Below are 21168 nucleotides of genomic sequence, written 5' to 3'. Positions count from 1 at the left end.
TTACTAGGTCTAGGTTCACACGCCTATACTGCCCTACCACTCAAACTACTACCCTTTATTTTATTGTTTCATTTTTCACTAAATCCTGATAAATATCAATATACAAGACAAAAATGTCTTTTATATTTAGTATATGAAAATGAACAATAAAAGTGCTGATTATGAATAGAAAATCACAACATTTAAAAAGGAACCTCGGGGCTATAGTACTGCTTCTAAGTTCACTACTTTTGGGTAGTTGCTCTCCAAAAGAGTCGAAGGTCATTAAAAATGCAGATTGGGCAGAGCGCATAGTTGCTCATGGTGAAAATGAGGCAGAATTAACAGCTCCACCATATGTACCCAAACCAGTAGGAAAACGCGCAGCAACAAAATTGAATGTCAGTTTAGAGATAGTAGAACAAGAAGGTGAAATGGTAGACGGCGTGACCTATATGTATTGGACGTTTGGCGGAACAGTGCCAGGTAGTTTCATTCGCACACGTGTAGGAGATGAAGTAGAATTTACCTTAAAAAATCACCCGGACAACAAGCTTCCCCACAACATTGATCTGCATGCAGTTACAGGTCCTGGAGGTGGAGCGGCCTCATCGCTTGTTGCACCAGGACATGAGGTTACCTTTTCATTTAAAACCCTTCATCCAGGTCTTTATGTATACCATTGCGCTACAGCACCAGTGGGAATGCACATTGCCAATGGTATGTATGGCCTTATTTTAGTAGAACCTGAAGGAGGACTAACCCCTGTGGATAGAGAATATTACATAATGCAAGGGGATTTTTACACTAAGGGCAACTATGGTGAAAAAGGACTTCAACCGTTTGACATGAACAAAGCAATTAAAGAACAAGCGGATTACGTAGTATTTAATGGCCATGTAAACGGTTTAGTCAACGAAAATGCTATTACTGCTAAAGTTGGGGAAACGGTGCGTTTATTCGTTGGAAACGGAGGTCCTAATCTCGTTAGTTCCTTCCACCTAATTGGGGAAATTTTCGATCGCGTACAGGTTGAAGGTGGCGATTTAGTCAATGAAAACGTGCAAACCACTCTTATTCCTGCCGGTGGTGCCGCAATTGTCGAGTTCAAAGTCAATACACCAGGTACCTTTGTTTTAGTGGATCACTCAATTTTCAGAGCCTTTAACAAAGGGGCTTTAGGCATGCTAAAGGTTGAAGGAGAGGAAAACCAAAAAGTATTTGCTGGAAAAATTAAAGAGGGAATCTACCTTCCCGAAGGAGGAACGATTCAAACCATGCCAACAGCAAGTCAGAAGAAAGAGGTAATCGAAAATAAAACACTTGCTCAACAAATGGCTGATGGAAAAAGTATCTTCACGCGTACTTGCTTTGCCTGTCATCAATCTGAAGGACAAGGAATTGAAGGGATTTTTCCTCCGCTGGCCAAATCGGACTATTTAAATGCAGATGTAGATCGAGCGATCAAAACAGTTATTAATGGTTTAGAAGGAGAAATAACAGTAAACAAGGTAAAATACAATTCCATCATGACGAGTCAAAACTTAAGCGATCAAGAAATTGCGGATGTATTGACCTATGTCTACAACAGTTGGGGCAATAATAAAACCGTTGTATCTCCTCAAATGGTTCAAAAAAACAGATAATATGTCTCGAATAAACCGCATCACTTATTGGGTTACTCTGCTGTGCATTTTTCACTTTTCGTGGGGGATCGCACAGCAAACAACCCCAATGCAAACCATACGCAGCGGTACGTTTGTACCCCTATATGGCAGTACAGAAGAAGGCTATGTACAGCTTTCCTCTTTTCAATTGGATGCGCATGCGGTTACGAATGCGCAATACTTGGAATTTTTGAATAAAAACCCAGGGTATCGTCGTTCGCAAATCAAGGCATTATTTGCCAACAAGAGTTACCTCTCACACTGAAAAGGAGACCTTAACTATGGTGATTTGCGCTCAGACGCTCCAGTGACAAACGTCTCGTGGTTTGCAGCAAAAAAATACTGTGAATGTCAAGGCAAGCGACTACCTACTTTAGACGAATGGGAATACGTAGCCATGGCAGACGCACAACAACTCGATGCAAGAGAAAAAGAAGCCTATAACCAATATATTCTCGCTTGGTATGAAACCCCAAGAACCTACCTCAATGCAGTAGAAAGCACACCAAAAAACTATTGGGGAATTTATGATATGCACGGGTTAATTTGGGAATGGGTCTACGATTACAATGCCATATTTTTGTCAGGCGAAAGTCGAAAAGACAAAGGTAATGACGAGAATTTATTCTGTGGCAGTGCTTCGATCAACGCTACGGATTTAATGGACTATGCCGCTTTTATGCGTTATGGTTTTCGCTCAAGCTTGCGTGCCAATTTCACCACTGTCAATTTGGGCTTTCGCTGCGCCAAAAACCTCTAAAATACAAGTTTATGAAAAAGATAGCACTATCACTTCTCACTTCTTTTGTTCTACTATTGACCGGCTGTAAAGAAGTAAAAAAGGCAGAAGAAATCACTAGATCAAATGAACAAACAACAGTTACCACAGAACTATCTGACTTATCGGTATACAATCTCCCGTCTACTTGGACTACCCAAGAGGGTCGTGAAATTGAACTCAAGGATCTGCAAGGAAATGTAATAGTCATGGTGATGATTTATACCTCGTGTAAAGCAGCTTGTCCGCGATTGGTTGCCGATATGCGCCATATTGAAACAAGAGTTACAGGAGCAAACAAAAACCGCCTAAAATACGTTTTGGTGAGTATTGATCCTGAAGTAGATACGCCTGAACGATTAAAAGCCTTCGCCAAAGAAAATAAAATGGACGGAGATCAATGGCTTTTCCTGCGCTCTACAGAAGAAAATACAAGAGAATTTGCCGCTACACTTGCCGTTAATTACAAGAAGATCTCCCCTATCGATTTTTCACATTCCAATATCATCAGCGTATTTAATACAAAAGGCGAATTGGAATATCAACAAGAAGGACTAGGCATCGACTACGCTCCTACTGTTAAAGCAATTGAGCATCAGCTCGCCTTAATTCCCTAAAAAAGCAACTAGTTACTTTGGAAAAACACTGTTTTATTCAGCTATATTAACCGATAAAAATCAATAGTTTACGGTTTACAGTTAACTGTAAACCGTATTTTTATTTTGATTTATTTTTACTTGCAACCCAAAAAATACAAACAAAACTTATTCCAGCAAACCCAAGCATGACTAAAGGCAAATAATGCATTCCATAGTTTGCTATCACCTTTCCACCTACAAAGGTTCCTAATGCAATACCTAAATTTCCAAGAGAGGTTGAGAGACTACTTACCAATTCAAAAGGAATTGAAGTTGTACGTTGTAAAAAAGCAGTGACCTGAAGAAAAACAGGAGTATAGAACAAACTCCAAAGAACGATTAAACTGCTAGTAAAAAACAGGTTACTCCCAGATACGTATAGCAATATAGCTATACACCCTGCGCCAATAACATAAAAGGCATTACTAAACACAACCCCTTTGTTCAGTATTTTACCCCCTATAACCATGGCTACTACCCCAACTACACCAAAAAGTAGAATCATACTACTTACCTCATAACCGGACATTCCCTTTTCTTTATTGAGGTAATCAGCAAAGTAGCTATAAACGCTAAACCACATCGCAATAACAAATAAATTGACAAGTGCACTTCGCATGAATGAGGCTTGTTTCAGGCTTCCCCATATCCCGACAGGGAGTGTTGTACGGTTTCCTGCCACAGGAGGTAATACAAAATAAATCACTATAAACGCAAGCGCACTAATTAGCGTTTGAATGACAAAAACTGCTTGCAACCCCACTAGGTTGGTCCAATACGTAGCTAAAGGTATCGTCGTAAAAGAAGCAATTGTAATTCCACTAAAAACGATACTCATTCGATTACTTGCCTCTTCTTTAGGGCTGGTATTTACAGCTACGGCCAATGCATTGGCGATATACACGGGTTGAAGTAAAGCAGGGATCAATCGCAATAGCATGAGGATTCCAAAAGAAGGCAACAATATAGATAAGAAACTGGTACTAGTGAAAAGTGCAAGAGCGATTAGCATCATTTTCTTTTTATCTATTTGAGCGGTAAGCATAGTCATAAAAGGACCAAAAAAGGCGATAACCAATGCAAAACCACTCAATAACCAACTTGCTTGATCAATTGAAATTTGATAATGACTTGCAATATGTGGTAATACTCCAATAACACCAAATTCGGTGGTAATAATACTCCATAAACCTAGAGCTCCTGCGTAAGCATATTTTTTCATAAAAAATAATCGTTATACTTTTGTAGACAAGGCATTTTATATTTTGGTTGCCTTGAATTGAATGTGGACAAAAATAAAACGAGTAAGGATTGGAAACTAACCAAACCTCTATTGTGAGTAACTAACAAATTTGTAAGTCATGGCAAAGAGAAAAGAAAATTCAACCAATAGTATCAATAGAGATTTTATAACCGCGAATTGCGATGCCATTTATACGATTTGTAAAATAGGTGGTCGATGGAAAATGATGATATTATTCCATCTAGCGGAATACAAAGTATTGCGATTTAGCGAATTAAAAGAAAAGCTTCACGGGATTACGGATCGCATGCTAGCGCTTCAATTAAAAGAGCTAGAAGCAGACGAGCTCATTCACAGGCAAGTATTTGCTGAAGTGCCTCCGCGTGTAGAATACAGTTTGACTTCTATCGCGTTAGATTTGCTTCCAATATGGCCTGCATTAGAACAATGGGGAGCGAAACATCGAGCGTATCAAAGTAAAATAAAGTAAGGATTTAGACCATTCCTCCATATCGCACGAAACTTCCCAAAATCAACATCGCCAAACTAATGAGTGTGACAGCAATCATGTGAAAAGCCATTAACGGCAATTTGCTTATGCTGGTTTTCAAACGAGGTAGCACATAAAATTGTGCACTAAGTGCGAGTAAAACAATAGCGAACAATAGGCTCAATTTGAGTGAAATTACGCGTTCAATAGGTGTTTCAAAGGCAAACCATTGCGCTATTTTCACATTGTAGAGATACGCCATTCGCACACCAGTAATCAACATCACGAGCAATGCAGGCATGCCAATCCACTCATACCGACTTTCAAAGTTAAACAGTTTTTCTACCGATTTCTCCTTCCATACTTGAGGTAAAATAACGGTACAAAGCAGAATATGTCCTCCTACCCAGATTGTAGCTCCAACCAAATGGAGTATCAATAAAAGATGTAACTCACTCATAGTTTGATTTTTACTATACGAATATAAAACAGCTATTCAACTTTTCCTATTAGTCTTTTCAGAAAACAAGAGAGGTCAACTCCTCTTTTCTCTTTCCTCTTTTCTCCATCAACCCCTCCTGTTTTAGTCAAAAGAATTAATTCATTTTTTGTTCTAGTATCACTGCACTTGGAAATAAGATATTGTTCTCTAAGTGGATATGCTTGTGAAGATCTTCTTCAAATTCTTTGAGCATGGCAAATGTCACTTTATATGTATTACACGCATCTGCAGGAGGGGTGTAATTATTTGACAAGGCGGCTATTTTACGGAATCGCTCTCCTTCGTTATCGTGTTCGTGCATCATCATCTCCACGGGGTGCTCGACCGTGCCAAAATGAGGAGCTTCAATTGCTTGTCCAGTAATCGTTGCAGTGACCATTTTTCGCACAAAGGGAAATAACACTAGCTCCTCTTTTTTCAAATGTTGACTAAGTTCTTGTGCACATCCCGTAAACAGTTCATTTATTTCAAAGAGCTCCGGATGTCTTTCACCGTGTACTTTGCTTAGCTTATTCAAAAACTGTAGCAATACTGGAATTTTTTCTTCCACATAGCGGTGATGCGTTTTTTCGATATAGTCAGCCAATAAATCCAAAGGCCAATGTCTAAAGTCGATATTATTTTCGGTTTGTTGATTCAAAACGCCTTCTAACTCACTGAGTAGTTCCTCCGGGTTTACTGTCTTCTTTTCACATACTTCATCCAGGGTTCGCCCCCCTTTACAGCAAAAATCAATTCCGTATTTGTTGAAAACTGCTGCTGTTCTAAAATCTTCTGCTACAAATGAGCCAATTGTTCTATTTTTCATGGTTATTTTTTTTAAGTGTTAATTTGAATACAAATAAGACGATGGCAAAAATTCCAATGGTAAAGATTACATCGCCAATAGTTCTCAACCATTTAAGGGTATTCATGGCAGGTAATTGCATCAATTCACTTGAACGCGCATACCACATCCCGTGTTCAATACTCGCTATGGCTTGCCAAATACCGATTGGTAAAAGACTCAACAACGCCATGAGGAGTAAACCGATATTCAGTCCCCAAAAGCCTATTTTTAATAATTTTTCATTCCATTGTACCTGTCTGTACATGCTTCGCAAAACAAAGAGCATCAAGCCAATTCCCAGCATCCCATATACCCCAAATAAGGCCGTATGTCCGTGCAGTGGTGTTGTATTTAATCCTTGAACATAATACAGCGCAATCGGAGGATTGATGATAAACCCAAATACACCTGCACCTAAGAAATTCCAAAAAGCCACGGCTATCATAAAGTAAATCGGCCATTTGTAATCTTGCAGCCATCCTTGCTGTTTCGACAGCTTGTAATTCTCGTAGGCTTCATAGCCAATCAGGGTTAATGGAACAACTTCTAAGGCGCTAAAAGTCGCTCCTAGAGCCATGACTGCAGTTGGCGTTCCAGAGAAGTACAAGTGGTGAAAGGTTCCTATAATTCCGCCTGACATAAAGACAATGGTAGAGAATAACGCCCCATTTGTTGCCGTTTTGGTTTTTATCAATCCCATGCGAACAAATAAAAATGCCAAAACCACCGTTGCAAATACCTCAAAGAATCCTTCTACCCATAAGTGAACCACCCACCATCTCCAGTATTCTGCAATAGCTAAATTAGTCTGTCTTCCCCACATCAAACCTGCTCCATAGAACAAGGCTATCGCTCCACATGAAATTAAAAAGAGGATGATTAGGTTGCGATGACTGCCTTTTTCCTTTAAAACAGGCACTAAAGGACGAATCATTAACGCCAACCACACAAAGAGTCCAACGAAGAGAAATAGTTGCCAAAAACGCCCTAAATCAACGTATTCATATCCTTGGTGACCGAACCAGAAGTTTTGTACTAAATCTAACTTTTGCATAATACCGAACCACTGTCCAATCATTGATCCCAAAACAATAATCAGCAAGGCAAAAAACAAAAAGTCAACACCAAAGACTTGATATTTTGGATCCCTACCTCCAACGGCAGGGGCAATGTAAAGTCCTGTCCCCAACCAAGCTGTGGCAATCCAAAAGATAGCCAACTGGGTGTGCCAAGTACGCGTTACAGCATACGGCAGCATTTGATCTAGTGGAATACCATATAGTCCTTGTCCTTCTACACCATAATGTGCTGTAATAATTCCCAAACCTACTTGGAGTAACATCAACAAACACACTACCCAGAAATACTTTTTCAATCGGGTCATACTCTTTGTTGTCGTTCCATTGGAAACAGGATCTGCAACAGGTACTAGTTCTTCTTCCTCTTTCTTAGATGCTACGTGGTAATACACCAACATACCTACTGCAAAAATGAGCAGAATAATACTAACGCCAGACCAAGCTAATAAAGGTGTTGTTGCCTTGTTGCCTACCAATTCATCCGCAGGCCAATTGTGTGTATAGCTGATATTGTGATCAGGTCTGTTGGTAACTGTTGCCCAAGTTGCCCAAAAGAAAAACGCACTCATTTGCTTTAATCGAGTTGTATCTTTAATTGCGTTGTTAGGGATAGCATAATCCTTGCGCAACTGATCAAAGGCAGGATCGTCAGTAAACAACTTGCCGTAATAGTCTTGGAGATACAAGCGCGCTTGATTTCGCTCTGCTGTAATCGTTAATACTCCTGTAGTTTTATCATATGTATTGTTGCGAATCATGCGCTGCAATTGCACTTGTAGTGCTGCTTGCTCTTCTGGACTCGCTGAGGCATAAGGCTTACTATAGGTTTGATTCGTATAGAAATCCAACAAAAACAGGGCTTCGCGATGCAGATAATCCGCCGTCCAGTCGGGTGCAACATAAGCTCCGTGTCCCCAAACAGACCCCACTTCTTGTCCTCCTATACTCTGCCAAACGTTTTGACCATCGCGAATATCGCTTTCAACCAAAACTACTTGCCCATCTGCTGTTTTAACTTCTACTGGTATGGGAGGCGCTTCTTGATAGAGTTCAAACCCGTAGTATCCAAGAACCCCAAAGGAGAATAGCATTACTACCGTAAAGGCTATCCACAATTTTTTTTGACTTGTATTCATTAGCTTAAAATAGAGGACAAAAATGTCTTTTATGTTGTTATAAAAAAAGGGAATCTTCCTTCCCGTCATACGTTCAAATCTTTAAAAGAGCCATGCCAACTTGCTTCCCTGGATGAACTCTTTTAAGGTTGTTGTTTCTCCTATAGGTTGCCATTCACACTGATTGCTTTGAATATAGAAGAAATGGAACTCAGCTGTTTTTCAGCACAGTGAACCAAGTCCAAACCACAGCCTTGCTCGATAGAAGCTTCATCCACGACATGGACTACTACACCTAGCTTCAACTTAACTACTACAAATATACATTATATTTTTACAATAAAAGACATAAATGTCTTTTAATTAGTAATAAAAAAAAAGCGACAAGTATTTGACCTACTTATCGCTTTCGTATGATTTATGATTGCTTCGCTATCTCAAAACAAGTGAGACAATTAATTCTCTTTTTAATTCTTCGTTGAGCATTTTGATAATTTTATCCTTTCCATACCCAAGTTCATCGCGAACAATAGAAGAAGATAGCTTGACGTAGAGCGTGTTCTTTTTAAACGCCAAATCCTGGGTATAAGAAGCAATACCAGGTCCTAACACAACTTTCCAAGCATCGAAAACATCAAATTCATTTAGTCCATGGTCTAGGTTGTTTTCCGTTCTAAAAAGCTGTAATAAATCAGCCATTCCTTTGCCTTCTCTTACCCGAGGGGTTACTTTATTGCGTTGATAAGGATTGTATTTACTCACTTCTATTCTTTGATTTGAATCGGATTAGCTCTTTTATAAAAGTACTTAATTTTTGTTTCGTTTTCCATCACCATCTTATCTTCTGTGACAGACAACACTTGTTCTTCCCAAGTGGAAAATTCGGTTTTATACGCCAACCAAATCCCATTATCTTTTTGTTTTACGACAAAAGTTTCAGGCACATCATTAGTCAAAAACTCTCCATTAAATTGTGGCGTAACTTTGTAGCGCACTCCTGTTTGATCTTCTTTTAATTCGAAGTAATCAATAGTTGTGTTAATGGAGTAATCTTTTTCAGTGCCGTCTGGCAGTTGTGCTTTTTCAATTTCCCAATACCCGTTGATATGGGCTTGGATGGACTTCACATCTGCTTTTGATTGACAAGCTTGAAACACGACAACCAAGAGTAGACTTGCTATAATTTTAATACTGCGCATCCTATAGATTATTTAAAAAACGAATCGACAAATTCGTATTTATTGAATACTTGTAAATCTTCAATTCCTTCTCCTACCCCAATATAGCGAACAGGGATTTTAAACTCGTCAGAGATACCGATAACTACACCGCCTTTTGCTGTTCCGTCTAATTTAGTCACAGCTAAAGAAGTTACTTCTGTTGCTGCGGTAAACTGTCTGGCTTGTTCAAATGCATTTTGACCAGTGGATCCATCGAGCACTAACATCACATCGTGTGGTGCATCAGGAATCACTTTTTGCATCACGCGTTTCACTTTAGAAAGCTCATTCATTAAATTCACTTTATTGTGCAAACGACCTGCCGTATCAATAATCACAACATCGGCATTTTGTGTAACGGCAGATTGCAAGGTATCAAATGCTACAGAAGCGGGATCGCTTCCCATTTGCTGACGAACAATTGGCACACCAACGCGATCGGCCCACACTTGCAATTGGTCAATAGCAGCAGCTCTAAAAGTATCAGCCGCTCCTAATACCACCTGTAATCCAGCTTTTTTAAATTGATAGGCCAATTTTCCAATAGTCGTTGTTTTACCAGCACCATTTACTCCTACCACCATGATTACATAGGGCTTTTTATCTTTGGGAATTTCAAATTCGGTCGATTCACCTAAAGTTGTTTCAGACAACAACCCGGCGATTTCTTCTCTCAAAATTTGATTTAATTCATCCGTTCCAACGTATTTATCACGAGTAACTCTTGCTTCAATGCGCTCGATAATTTTCAGCGTTGTATTCACCCCTACATCAGAGGATACTAACACTTCTTCTAGGTTATCTAAAACATCGTCATCAACTTTGGATTTACCAGCTACTGCTTTGGTTAATTTAGAGAAAAAAGACGTTTTAGATTTTTCTAATCCCTTATCTAAAGTTTCCTTTTTTTCTGAAGAAAAAATTCTTTTAAAAAAACTCATAACGTTCCTATTAGTTTGTACAAATATAAAGAATAAAAGTATATCATCTTATAGCAGTCGGCTATAACTTGAAAGGTATAAAAATGAAAAAAGCTACCTAATAAGGCAGCTTTTTTTCAAGATATCTAATGGTAAATTACTTTTTACTCAAGAATTCATCTACAAAATCAGGAGCCATAACAGACTCAACAAATGTGTAAGCACCTGTTTTTGGAGATCTAACCATTTTAATTGCTTTAGTCAACTTCTTAGAAGATGTTCTTAAAGTAGCTACGGTTTTCTTTGCCATGACTTAATTATTTAATTTCTTTATGAATTGTTACTTTTTTCATGATAGGGTTGAATTTTTTAATTTCCAATCTATCAGGTGTGTTTTTCTTGTTCTTAGTTGTGATGTATCTTGAAGTACCTGGTAAACCAGATGCTTTATGTTCAGTACACTCTAAGATTACTTGGATTCTATTACCTTTCTTTGCCATCGTTTTCCTTGTTTTTTATGGTCGAATTATTTTACTAATCCTTTTACTCTTGCTTCTTTCAAAACAGCAGTAATCCCTTTCTTATTAATTGTTTTTAATGCAGTGGTAGACAATTTTAATGTTACCCATCTGTCTTCTTCAGCAATGTAAAAACGTTTTTTAATTAAGTTTACAGAAAACTTTCTTTTAGTTTTATTCATCGCGTGAGAGACGTTGTTTCCAACCATTGCTCTCTTTCCAGTAATTTCACAAACTCTTGACATTATATCTAATCTTTTATTTCAATATTCAAAATCAGGGTGCAAAGTAAAGAAAAAGAATTTTATTAAACAAAATCTTTCTACTATTTTTTTAATATTTCGTTATAAACCAACTCCAAAGCGCGGCTAATAGCGCGTTCAATTACTTGATCTCTGGGTTGACCTAATTCATACTTTACTGCAAAAGTGCCGTGTTTAGAGGTAATCCCCACATATACAGTACCCACTGCCACCTGAGAATCGCCTTTAGAAGGCCCAGCATTTCCTGTTGTAGCCACGGCGATATCCGCTTTAAATTTTTCACGGGCTCGTTCAGCCATCTCACAAGCGACTTGCTCACTGACGACACTATAAGCCTCAATAGTTTCTTTTTTAACCCCTAGAAGATCAATCTTCGATTGGGTTGCATACGTCACCACTCCTCCTTTAAAAAAGGCAGAGGCGCCTTCTTTTTCACTAAATAGCGTGGCCAATCGCCCACCTGTACAACTCTCTGCACAAGCGATTGTTTTGCCTGCTGTTTTTAATTTTTCAATCACTACTTCCGATCGACTCAAATCGTCATAGGCCCGAATCTGTGCTTTGACAGTCGCAGGTATGGCGGCAATAAGTTGATCCAACTTCGCTTCGATGCTTGCTTTATCCGTTCCCGAAGACGACAGACGCAAACGCACCCTGCCTCTACTCGGCAGATAAGCCAACTGCACCTCAGCTGGTAATCCGTCTTCCCAATCGCTTAGGTATTCCGCCAACAAGCTCTCACCTATGCCATAAACCACCACCGTTTTATGAACGTTAAAGCGCAAAGTAAATTTTTCCTTTAACACAGGTGTCAATGCATCAGAAACGATTCCCTTCATTTCAAAGGGAACACCTGGTAGGGAGACATAATGTGTTTTCCCTTTTTGCATCATCATACCCGGCGCGGTTCCCAATGGGTTAAACAATACCGTTGCCTTAGACGGCACTAGAGCTTGCTTGCGATTCAGCTCGGAGATAGGGCGTTTAAAATACCCCTCAATCAACGTCTTTACATGGGCAAACACATGAGCATCCTCCACTAATACATCGTCGAAATAGCTGCAAAACACTTGTTTGGTCAAGTCGTCTTTTGTCGGACCTAATCCACCAGTTATCACCACCAAATCCACGCGATCTTGCTGGCGTTGCATCGCTTCTTTTATCGCGTGTTCTCTATCTGAAACCGATAGCATCTCCACGATCTCAAATCCCAACTTATCGAGATAAATCGCAAGATAATTAGAATTTGTATCGACAATCTGTCCGATCAAAATTTCGTCGCCAATGGTCAGGATACTCGCCTTCATTCAACTGTTATTTGATAGTCTTTCTTTATTTCTTTGGCTGCAGAGCGAATGCGCTTTCGCAGCAATTTATAAACTTCTTTAATCTCTTTGGTTTTTCCTTTTTGCTCAATCCACGCTTGCACCGTGTTGAATTCTTCATATGCCTGATCCATCCCCAAAGTTTCCACCATTGGTTGTAGGACTTTTACGTGTTTTTGAAGTTTTTCATAATTTTTTGCATCAATGTGCTTTTTCATTTTATCCAATCGCTTCGTCATCTGTTGCACATAGTCAATCAGTTCTTCCACCACAAGCTCTTCCTTGTTGTGGTGTTTGTCGTATAGCGATCTCACATCATAAAAAAGTGCCATAACCAGTTATTTTACGATTAAATCAAATACTTTTTCATCTCCTAAAAAGCCTTCTAAGCTATCTCCAGGAGCTACACGTCCCACACCTGCAGGTGTACCTGTAAAGATCAAATCTCCCGTTTTCAGGGTGAAATACTTCGATATTTCTGCGATTAGCTCATCAATTTTCCAGATCATTTGATCCGTCGTTGCTTGTTGCACCACTGTTCCATTTTGCTTCAATGAAAAAGCCAGCTGATCTAAAGAACCCAGGGTTTCTTTCGCTATAAAATCACCTACAAAAGCAGAATTGTCAAAGGCTTTTGCCTTTTCCCAAGGCAGTCCTTTTTCTTTTAATTTGCTTTGCAAATCGCGAGCGGTAAAATCAATTCCCACCGACACTTGTTCGTAGTACTTCGAAGCAAATTTCGCATTGATATACTTCCCTACTTTAGTAATTTTCACAACTACTTCCGCCTCAAAGTGAATATCTTGTGAAAATTCGGGAATTACAAAGGGAAATTCTTTTCCCAAAAGAGCAGTATCGGGTTTGATAAATAAAACCGGTTCATCTGGCCTTTCATTATTGAGCTCCGCAATGTGTTCTACATAATTTCTACCCACACAGATAATTTTCATACTACTTCTCTTTTATAATTTAGTATTGAGTTTTCTCAACTTAAGGGCTGTCAGCACTTTTTTGGTATACAAGGGGAAATCTGCATTTTGAATCCAACCGTAATACCCGGGCTCGTTTTCCAATACTTCATCCACCAAAACCCCTTTGTGTTTTCCGAAGGTAAATACTTCTTGACCTTCGTCATTTAAAGCGATAAAACCAGCAAAATCAACGCTTTTCTTTCTCGTTGTAAATTCAGATAAAAAGCGCATATCATTTTCTAAATCGTCATAGCGATCCAACTGTGCCTTCAATATTTCGTAGGTGGCATGCGTATCTGCTGCGGCTGAATGTGCGTTTTCTAAGCTTTCATTGCAGTAAAACTTATAGGCAGCACTTAAGGTGCGTTCTTCTTTTTTGTGAAAAATCGTCTGAATATCCACTGTTACGCGGTTGCCCAAATCAAAATCAACGCCTGCGCGCAACAATTCTTCTGCCAGTAAAGGAATATCAAAGCGATCGGAATTAAATCCGGCTAAGTCGGCGTCTTTAATCATTTGATAAACCAAGGGAGCCAGTTCTTTAAAAGTGGGTTCATTCGCTACTTTATCGTCTGTAATTCCGTGAATCTTAGAAGAAGCCTCAGGTATTGGACGCTCAGGATTGACTAACCACGTTTTGCTTTCCTTATTTCCATTGGGAAATACTTTTAGAATAGCGATTTCTACGATTCTATCTCTTGCCACATCTATTCCTGTTGTTTCTAAATCAAAAAAACAAATAGGTCTATGTAATTTCAACTCCATAATTCTTGGTTTATTTATCTACAAATATAACAAATGTATAAGTTAAGCCAATACATTTTACCCCGTTAACTTTTCAGTCATTCGCCTATAGGATGCGCAACTGACTCAGCGAGAGGGATAATCCACACAGCTATAAATTAGGAGAGCTGCTCTTTTCAGAGCAGCTCCTATGAAATTTTGCAGGCAAACGCCCTTGGCAAAAATCTTATTCAAAGGGTGATTTTTTTACATCTGCGGGAATATCACTAGACAAACTTCCTAAAAAAACAGTAATATCGTCCAGTTGTTCTTGCGTTAAGGTTATATTGGTTTGTAGACTAGCCATAATGCGGACAGCTTCTTTTAAGTCTTGGACTGAACCATCGTGAAAATACGGAGCGGTATGGGCGATATTTCGCAGTCCAGGCACTTTAAAGAAATAATTTTCTGCCTCATTTTTACTAAGATCAGCCAATCCTTTATCGACTTTTTCAGATTTTGTTTCCCTCCAATAATCGCCATAGAGTCCGAATTTTTGGAACATTTGTCCTCCCAAAGCCACACCGCTGTGACAGGTAGTACACCCCACTGTCATAAACGCTTCTAATCCCTTTTGTTCTTGTTCGGTTAGCGCATCAGTATCGCCCTCTAAGAATTGGTCAAACCGACTCGCCGGCATCAATGTGCGCTCAAAAGCGCCAATTGCATTGGTAATCGTATAAAACGTAATCGGTTGTTTTTCTGCAGGATAGACAGCTGCGAATTTTTCTTTGTACAAGTCTACTTGACGCAGTCGTTGTTCTAATTCCTCTTCATTTTTGATGTTGTGTTCTACGGGATTTAAGATAGGACCTCCAGCTTGTTCCTCTACGTCTTTTGCACGTCCATCCCAAAACTGCATGCTGTGCAGTGCAGCATGAAACACTGTAGGCGAGTTACGTCCTCCTAAAGAACCGTCATCTCCCGGTGAAAAAGCAAGGTTATCAACCCCATAAGTATTCAAATTATGACAGGAATTACAACTGATATTTCCCTCTTTAGACAAACGCGTGTCAAAGTACAAATACTTTCCTAGTTCAACCTTAGCCGAATCCAATGCTGGCAATTCAACTGAAGAAATAGGTTGAAAAAACGTTTGTGCTTTTGTTAGCAACTCAGCATTCCCCTTTTGAACATATTCGAATGCTTTAGACTGATCCTTCTTACATCCAACAAAAGATGCTACTAAGGCAATTAATACAAGTCTTTTTATCATAATTCACACTACTTTTTATTCTAGTATTAAATTACGCTTAAAATTTTTCTTAAAGCCTGATAAATATCACGTCAATTAGGAAAATTATTTTGAAAAATTATCATCGTTTCAACCACAAAAGCAAACACTTTCGAACCAAAAAGCACTCAAAAACAAATTTTACATAAAAAATATTTTGTTTTATTAAACTTTTATCTTATTTTGGTCTTATTGAATCACACCAATTTTACTTATGAAAAAGCTATTTATCCTTACCCTACTAGCCTTGGCACCTCTTGTACAGAGTTGTCAAACTACTGAAACGATAGTTTCTTCACCTTATACCTTGGACAAAAGTAAAACCAAAGTTTTTACAGCAAAGACATTTATGTTTAAAAACTATTATTTTACCTATAAAGACGGGAAGGCAACATTGGTGTATCAACAAGACAGCAGACTTACTGGAGGCTCGCAAACGCCTATTTTCCTTACGTTAAAAGAAGACCAAACCTCAAAAAGAAACCAGCTATTTGTAGATTCTTCTGGGCAAATTTCAGTAAAAGTCATCAATAATAATCAAGTGAAGTTGCGTTTAGATAAAGCAACCTATACGCTATACACGGAGAATTACTTAGAAGATGTACACCCTGACACAGAAAAAATATTAGCAGACGTAATCAATTGGAGAAAAGACAATTATTAAATTAACACTACAATACAAAAAAGGACAACGGGCGTTGTCCTTTTTTTATTTGCTATTTTCAACAAAAAAAGGTTCTCAACCTTGTCGAGAACCTTTTCTTTTTATTCGTTAGAAAAAATACGGTTTAGTCCAACTCTTCTTTTTGATGAAAATCTGCATAATTAACGACTTCGTCGTAATTATCGTTCGCATACTCGTTTTCATTTTCACCTGAATCGAAAAGAACAACATTTAATCGTTTAAACAACAAACCTAACATTTGTTTTTGTCCTTCTGCATCAAGATCAAATTTCATTTTTACCAAATGCTCTTTGAATGGCGTACTTTTCTCTTTGTCAATACAAAGCATGGTCAATTCAAAATCTTGAATTCCCTGTAGAGAAACCCCTACTACTTTAAAACGCTCTTGATCTACATCGAAGTACTCCCCAATACTGCTGATGTAATTACCTTTGTTAACTGCAATCATATCTGATATGTCTGCAGCTACAGTACCTTTAAAATCATTATACTGTACTTTTGCTTTCATAAACAACAAATTTTAATTTTTTTTCTACAGTGAATTTAAGAAATATTACTATGTTTAGAAAATATAACTCTATTTTTGCAATACCATCAACTTTATAACAATCATAGTAAAATTAAACAAAATATTTTATTAAATTAAACAAGATAATATATTAACACAAAGACAAACAACACATAACATCAAAAAATTAACATGAAAAATACCTCAAATTGCAGGAAATAATTCAAAACTTTAAGACTAAACTCAATAATTAGAAAATTTTGAATAACAAACATTCACTTTTCAAAGGCTAAATTATAGAATATAAAGGCTAAACGTAGAGAAGTAGCGCATTATTGGGGGAGAATTATGAGGGTTAAGTCAAGTTTACCTGCTTCAAAAAAAAAGGAAAGACATGGTCTTTCCTTTTTTTTTTCTCTTTTTCTATAGCAATCGAACAACTGCTTGTACTCTTTTTCATAGCTAATAATACGCATACTTGCTGTTGTTCTATTAGTAAGACAACTGTCACAGACAAAAGTCACTATTTTTAAGCATTATTTAACACATTGCTTCTCCACGTACGAACAAATTCAACGTATCAGGAGACAAAAATGGGATATTTAACCCCAACCCTCGGATAATAAATAGCATACCAATCAACACAATTACAACGGGATAGTATTTCATCACGTTACGTCTGAAGCGTTCTGAGAACAGGTTTTTAAAATAAATGACCAAACTCATCAAAGGAATCGTTCCCAGTCCGAAAAAAGCCATATACGCCATACCGAGAAAAACATCCTGGGTAGCTAGTGCGCCAAACAAGGCGACATATACCATTCCACACGGTAAAAACCCATTGAAGAAACCGATAAAAAACAAGGCATTCGGCGATTTCTTTTTGAATTGTTTTCCCAAGGAAGATTTAATCCAGTTCACAAAGCGATACATCGGTTTTAACAGGTTAAAGTTTCCGATGCGATTGGTGGGAACAAGAGCTAAGACGATCATAATAATTCCCACAACGATAGATAATTGTTGTTGAAATCCAGCTAAAAATAACCCTTTGCCAAATAAACCAAAGACGAAGCCTAATAAAGAATAGGCAGCTATTCTTCCTATGTGATAGGTGAACATCTGCCTAATTTTTACTACTTGATTGTTTTGGCTAATTGGCAACATCAAGGCAATCGGTCCGCACATTCCAATGCAGTGCAGACTGCTCACTAAGCCAAATATAAGTGCCGAAATCAAAGTCTCTACTTAATCGTTATTTGTTTAACATTTCTATACGACTGATCGTTATAGTTCCATTCCACCACAATATCCCAACGACCGTCTACCAGATTTGTGTTAGGTATGAGCAAATTGGAAGAAGACAATGATATGAGAGTATCAAAGTCTAATTGCTGGTTAGACGGTCTGTATAGGAATATTTTTCCATGTATCTTGTTGTAGTCAAAACTTTCAGGGAATCCGATTTTGATTCCGCTTGAAGTACTGTAGATTGTAATTTGTTCATCGAGTTTCAGTGCATTCATCTCTCTCTCACGACGTGAATCCACCTCAACCTCTTGTTGGTAATAGTTTTCTGTTACCAATTGATTATCGTATTTCGCATCAACTTGAACGCGAATGACATACTGTAAAATGAAAATCATAAAAAGCGCGATGGCAATTACGATTCCTGTTCCAAAATTAAATTTCATACCTAACTATTTTTAATTTTTAATTCAACATTCGCGGACCTAAAAAGTTTGTTTTCGTTGTTTGAATCAAACGATCCCCGTCGTATACATCAATAGTAACTTTAGTACTATATCCATCCAAATCTTTTTGTGGAATTTCGATAAATAGAACACCTTCACTATAGGCTTCTTTTGCTACTTTAATTTCGTCATGTCCAACCAATTTAACTTCTGCTGTTTCTGGTTTTCTCACCTTAAAAGTAAGGTTGTTATACTCCTTCATGGTTTTGTTCATAATTTTGAAGGTATACACATTGGAGATATTCGCTCCTTTGTGTTCAAACGTTTTACCAGCAACGCGCAATACCCTTGCTTCTACGTCGGTTCTCAAGAATAGGAGTCCGATAAGTACGGCTATTAAAATAGACAATACAACGGTATATCCTTTTTGGCGTGGCGTGAAAGAATACGGTTTATTCTCTACGATTTCCTCTTCAGAGGCATAGCGAATCAACCCTTTTGGGAGACCTGCTTTTTCCATCACGAAATCACATTCATCAATACAAGCGGTACAGTTGACACATTCTAGCTGGGTTCCATTTCGGATATCAATTCCTGTAGGGCAAACGTTCACACATTGTTTACAGTCAATACAGTCTCCAATTCCCTCTGCTTCTCTATCTTCGCCTTTTTTAAATTTTCCTCTTCCTTTTGTGCGTTCTCCACGGACGTGGTCATAAGCAACAATAATGGATTTATTATCTAACAGCACGCCTTGTAATCGTCCGTAAGGACAAGCGATTACACATACTTGTTCTCTAAACCAAGTAAAGACAAAGTAGAAGGCAGAAGTAAAGATGATCAGTCCAATAAAATTGCCCAAATGAGCAAAAGGACCGTCTTCAATCATTAGCAATACCGCATCACTTCCTATGATATAGGATAAGAATACGTTAGCGATAAGGAATGAAATGACGAAGAAAATGAACCATTTCAAGAGTCTTTTGCGTATTTTCTCTGAGTTCCACGGTTGCTTTTCTAACCTCATTTGCGCGCCTCTATCGCCGTCAATCCAATATTCGATTCGCCTGAAAACCATCTCCATAAAAATAGTTTGCGGGCAGATCCAACCGCAGAAAATACGACCAAATGAAACCGTAAATAACGTTACAAAAACAACACCAATAATCATTGAAATTACCACCAAATAGAAGTCTTGTGGCCAAAATGGGAAGCTAAAAATGTTGAACTTTCGATCAATTACATTAAAGAGCAACAATTGGTTTCCATTAATTTTGATGAACGGTGCTACAAGTAAAAAAACCAGCAATAAATAACTTACTATTTTTCGCTTGTTGTAATATGGCCCAGACGGCTTTTTAGGATAAATCCATGCCCTTTTACCATCTTTGTCAATGGTACTTATAGAGTCTCTAAAACTCTCATTATTTCCATTTTCCATAGCCTTGTGTGTTTTTATAAAAGGAGTTGAGTATGTGTATAAATACTCCACTCAACTCCTTTATATGTGTTTATTAGTTTTTTTTGTTTGTGTCAGAATTTACTCTTGACTTGTTTTCAGCTGCGTCTGTCGCTACAGCTTCATCACTTGGTACAGCTGCTTCCTCATCAGCTTCAGCAGCTGCTGAACCTTCTAATTCTGCTTTTGACCAAATGATATCTCCTTCTGCCTCTTTCGGACTTGCAGGAGTTGTACCATTTAATGAAATAACATAAGAGGTTACTTTCTCGATCTCAGATGGTTTTAGTGTTTTTTCCCAATCGACCATTCCTTTACCAGGACGTCCACCTTTTGCAATGGTGTGGAAAATATTTTTAACACCTCCACCTAAAATCCAATGATCATCAGTTAGGTTCGGTCCGATTCCTCCACCTCCGTCTGCTTGGTGACACACCATACAGTTGGTTTCGAAAATCTTTTTACCTGCGGCTAACGAACTTTCATCTGTTAAGTATTGTGCCTCATCTGCAGAGATTAAATCCGCAGCTGTCTTTCTGTATTCCTCAATTTGTTCTTTGGCAATTGCCACTGACTTTTCGTATTCAACAATTTGGTTGTCGCCTCCAAATACGTGGAATCTCAATAAGTATACAACTGAGAAGATGACAGTCACGTAAAATAACCCTACCCACCAAGGTGGTAATTCGTTATCTAACTCTTTAATACCATCGTAGTCATGATCCATCAACAACTCTCCTTCATCACTTACTGATGTTGTACGCGTCATTTTTTGCATCAATCGTTTCACCCAAGGTCTATCAGCAAAAGCTAGGTTGTCTTGTTTTTCTTTCGCAGCTAACTCTTCTGGAGTCATTAAGCGATTGAGTACTTTATTCGTTGCAGAAGCTACAATTTCTACAGCTATGAGCGCGAATAAAAACAATCCCAACAAAATAAGCACCGCAGGATGATCGATGAAAGCAGGTCTTTGTGCAGTTCCGCCTGCTACCCATTCTACTAATACATAAAATAGCAAGAATAGTAATGGAACTCTTACATATACTGGAAAATACTTTTTCATAATTTTTCTGAATTAGGATCAACATTGTGCTTTTCGTCATCTAGAAATGGCATATTGCTCAATTCTTCAATCGTTTCTTTTTTATAGGTAAACACCCATACAAACAAGCCTACAAAAAAGGTAAAGAATATAAGCAGGGATATAATCGGATAAATTTCAATCCCTCCTATTGTCTCCATTGTATGTTTAATAAATTTCAACATAATGC

General features: G+C 38.1%; 25 protein-coding genes and 1 pseudogene. 5 read left to right on the top strand and 21 right to left on the bottom strand.

The annotated features are described in order from the left end of the window. The first annotated feature begins 161 nt into the window (after positions 1–161). The 3 genes and pseudogenes from nirK to HX062_RS10885 all read left to right on the top strand — a co-directional run bounded on the left by nirK (position 162) and on the right by HX062_RS10885 (position 3041). On the top strand, positions 162–1625 hold the full coding sequence (nirK, locus tag HX062_RS10895; protein ID WP_286467411.1) for a copper-containing nitrite reductase: 1464 nt from the start codon (positions 162–164) through the stop codon (positions 1623–1625). Between the two features lie 88 nt (positions 1626–1713). Continuing rightward, positions 1714–2406: pseudogene (locus HX062_RS10890) on the top strand (formylglycine-generating enzyme family protein). Between the two features lie 11 nt (positions 2407–2417). Continuing rightward, on the top strand, positions 2418–3041 hold the full coding sequence (locus HX062_RS10885; protein ID WP_182625753.1) for an SCO family protein: 624 nt from the start codon (positions 2418–2420) through the stop codon (positions 3039–3041). A gap of 100 nt (positions 3042–3141) precedes the next feature. Here the strand turns inward: HX062_RS10885 and HX062_RS10880 are convergent, their stop codons facing one another. Then, on the bottom strand, positions 3142–4284 hold the full coding sequence (locus HX062_RS10880) for an MFS transporter (protein WP_286467409.1): 1143 nt from the start codon (positions 4282–4284) through the stop codon (positions 3142–3144). A gap of 139 nt (positions 4285–4423) precedes the next feature. Between HX062_RS10880 and HX062_RS10875 the strand changes: the two genes are divergently transcribed. Next, positions 4424–4795, top strand: coding sequence for a winged helix-turn-helix transcriptional regulator (locus tag HX062_RS10875; RefSeq protein ID WP_286467408.1), 372 nt, complete (start codon positions 4424–4426; stop codon positions 4793–4795). Between the two features lie 4 nt (positions 4796–4799). Here HX062_RS10875 and HX062_RS10870 read toward each other — a convergent pair whose 3' ends face one another. From HX062_RS10870 to HX062_RS10805, 14 genes are all read right to left on the bottom strand, one after another. After that, complete coding sequence (locus tag HX062_RS10870) at positions 4800–5255, bottom strand: CopD family protein (protein ID WP_182625750.1); 456 nt, start codon at positions 5253–5255, stop codon at positions 4800–4802. Positions 5256–5391: 136 nt separating this feature from the next. Next, positions 5392–6105, bottom strand: coding sequence for an iron-sulfur cluster repair di-iron protein (ric, locus tag HX062_RS10865; RefSeq protein WP_182625749.1), 714 nt, complete (start codon positions 6103–6105; stop codon positions 5392–5394). Then, positions 6095–8341 carry a nitric-oxide reductase large subunit gene (locus tag HX062_RS10860; RefSeq protein WP_286467407.1) on the bottom strand — a complete coding sequence of 749 codons (2247 nt, stop codon included), beginning with the start codon at positions 8339–8341 and terminating at the stop codon, positions 6095–6097. Before HX062_RS10860 ends, ric begins: the two co-directional genes overlap by 11 nt. A gap of 411 nt (positions 8342–8752) precedes the next feature. Further along, positions 8753–9082, bottom strand: a complete 330-nt coding sequence (locus tag HX062_RS10855; protein ID WP_182625746.1) for a DciA family protein — start codon at positions 9080–9082, stop codon at positions 8753–8755. A gap of 2 nt (positions 9083–9084) precedes the next feature. Continuing rightward, positions 9085–9519 carry a lipocalin family protein gene (locus tag HX062_RS10850; RefSeq protein ID WP_182625745.1) on the bottom strand — a complete coding sequence of 145 codons (435 nt, stop codon included), beginning with the start codon at positions 9517–9519 and terminating at the stop codon, positions 9085–9087. An 8-nt stretch (positions 9520–9527) separates the two neighbouring features. Beyond that, the gene (ftsY, locus tag HX062_RS10845; RefSeq protein ID WP_182625744.1) at positions 9528–10481 is read right to left on the bottom strand and encodes a signal recognition particle-docking protein FtsY; all 954 of its coding nucleotides are present in this window, start codon (positions 10479–10481) and stop codon (positions 9528–9530) included. A gap of 136 nt (positions 10482–10617) precedes the next feature. Further along, positions 10618–10770, bottom strand: a complete 153-nt coding sequence (locus HX062_RS10840) for a DUF4295 domain-containing protein (RefSeq protein WP_002990306.1) — start codon at positions 10768–10770, stop codon at positions 10618–10620. Positions 10771–10777: 7 nt separating this feature from the next. Further along, a complete protein-coding gene (rpmG, locus tag HX062_RS10835; RefSeq protein ID WP_002990305.1) occupies positions 10778–10960 on the bottom strand; it encodes a 50S ribosomal protein L33 in 183 nt (60 codons plus the stop codon). A gap of 26 nt (positions 10961–10986) precedes the next feature. Further along, positions 10987–11223 (bottom strand): 50S ribosomal protein L28, encoded by a 237-nt coding sequence (rpmB, locus tag HX062_RS10830; protein ID WP_002990304.1) that lies wholly within the window; start codon positions 11221–11223, stop codon positions 10987–10989. Between the two features lie 80 nt (positions 11224–11303). Beyond that, the gene (locus HX062_RS10825) at positions 11304–12548 is read right to left on the bottom strand and encodes a competence/damage-inducible protein A (protein ID WP_286467406.1); all 1245 of its coding nucleotides are present in this window, start codon (positions 12546–12548) and stop codon (positions 11304–11306) included. Next, entirely contained in the window at positions 12545–12898 is a 354-nt protein-coding gene (locus tag HX062_RS10820; RefSeq protein ID WP_286467405.1) for a hypothetical protein, read from the bottom strand. Before HX062_RS10820 ends, HX062_RS10825 begins: the two co-directional genes overlap by 4 nt. Positions 12899–12904: 6 nt before the next feature. Further along, positions 12905–13516: a fumarylacetoacetate hydrolase family protein gene (locus tag HX062_RS10815; protein WP_182625741.1), complete on the bottom strand. Its 612-nt coding sequence runs from the start codon at positions 13514–13516 to the stop codon at positions 12905–12907. A 12-nt stretch (positions 13517–13528) separates the two neighbouring features. After that, positions 13529–14302, bottom strand: a complete 774-nt coding sequence (locus HX062_RS10810; protein ID WP_182625740.1) for a 3'-5' exonuclease — start codon at positions 14300–14302, stop codon at positions 13529–13531. Between the two features lie 205 nt (positions 14303–14507). Then, positions 14508–15536 (bottom strand): cytochrome-c peroxidase, encoded by a 1029-nt coding sequence (locus HX062_RS10805; RefSeq protein WP_286467403.1) that lies wholly within the window; start codon positions 15534–15536, stop codon positions 14508–14510. Between the two features lie 232 nt (positions 15537–15768). On the opposite strand from HX062_RS10805, the gene HX062_RS10800 reads away from it, so the two are divergent. Next, a complete protein-coding gene (locus HX062_RS10800) occupies positions 15769–16218 on the top strand; it encodes a hypothetical protein (protein ID WP_286467402.1) in 450 nt (149 codons plus the stop codon). Positions 16219–16342: 124 nt separating this feature from the next. Here HX062_RS10800 and HX062_RS10795 read toward each other — a convergent pair whose 3' ends face one another. From HX062_RS10795 to HX062_RS10770, 6 genes are all read right to left on the bottom strand, one after another. Beyond that, positions 16343–16747: a hypothetical protein gene (locus HX062_RS10795; protein WP_182625737.1), complete on the bottom strand. Its 405-nt coding sequence runs from the start codon at positions 16745–16747 to the stop codon at positions 16343–16345. A 540-nt stretch (positions 16748–17287) separates the two neighbouring features. Continuing rightward, positions 17288–17983 (bottom strand): sulfite exporter TauE/SafE family protein, encoded by a 696-nt coding sequence (locus HX062_RS10790; protein WP_182625736.1) that lies wholly within the window; start codon positions 17981–17983, stop codon positions 17288–17290. A gap of 5 nt (positions 17984–17988) precedes the next feature. Continuing rightward, on the bottom strand, positions 17989–18438 hold the full coding sequence (locus HX062_RS10785; RefSeq protein ID WP_182625735.1) for a FixH family protein: 450 nt from the start codon (positions 18436–18438) through the stop codon (positions 17989–17991). 19 nt (positions 18439–18457) lie between these two features. Next, positions 18458–19879, bottom strand: a complete 1422-nt coding sequence (gene ccoG / locus HX062_RS10780) for a cytochrome c oxidase accessory protein CcoG (RefSeq protein ID WP_286467400.1) — start codon at positions 19877–19879, stop codon at positions 18458–18460. A gap of 73 nt (positions 19880–19952) precedes the next feature. After that, a complete protein-coding gene (locus tag HX062_RS10775) occupies positions 19953–20960 on the bottom strand; it encodes a cbb3-type cytochrome c oxidase N-terminal domain-containing protein (protein WP_286467399.1) in 1008 nt (335 codons plus the stop codon). Further along, complete coding sequence (locus HX062_RS10770; RefSeq protein WP_158961321.1) at positions 20957–21163, bottom strand: cbb3-type cytochrome oxidase subunit 3; 207 nt, start codon at positions 21161–21163, stop codon at positions 20957–20959. Before HX062_RS10770 ends, HX062_RS10775 begins: the two co-directional genes overlap by 4 nt. Positions 21164–21168 lie beyond the last annotated feature (5 nt).

Origin of the sequence: Myroides sp. DF42-4-2, assembly GCF_030326445.1 — a bacterium.
Classification (GTDB): domain Bacteria; phylum Bacteroidota; class Bacteroidia; order Flavobacteriales; family Flavobacteriaceae; genus Flavobacterium.
The sequence above is the reverse complement of the archived record's forward strand: the minus strand, read 5'-3'. Positions and strand labels throughout refer to the sequence as shown.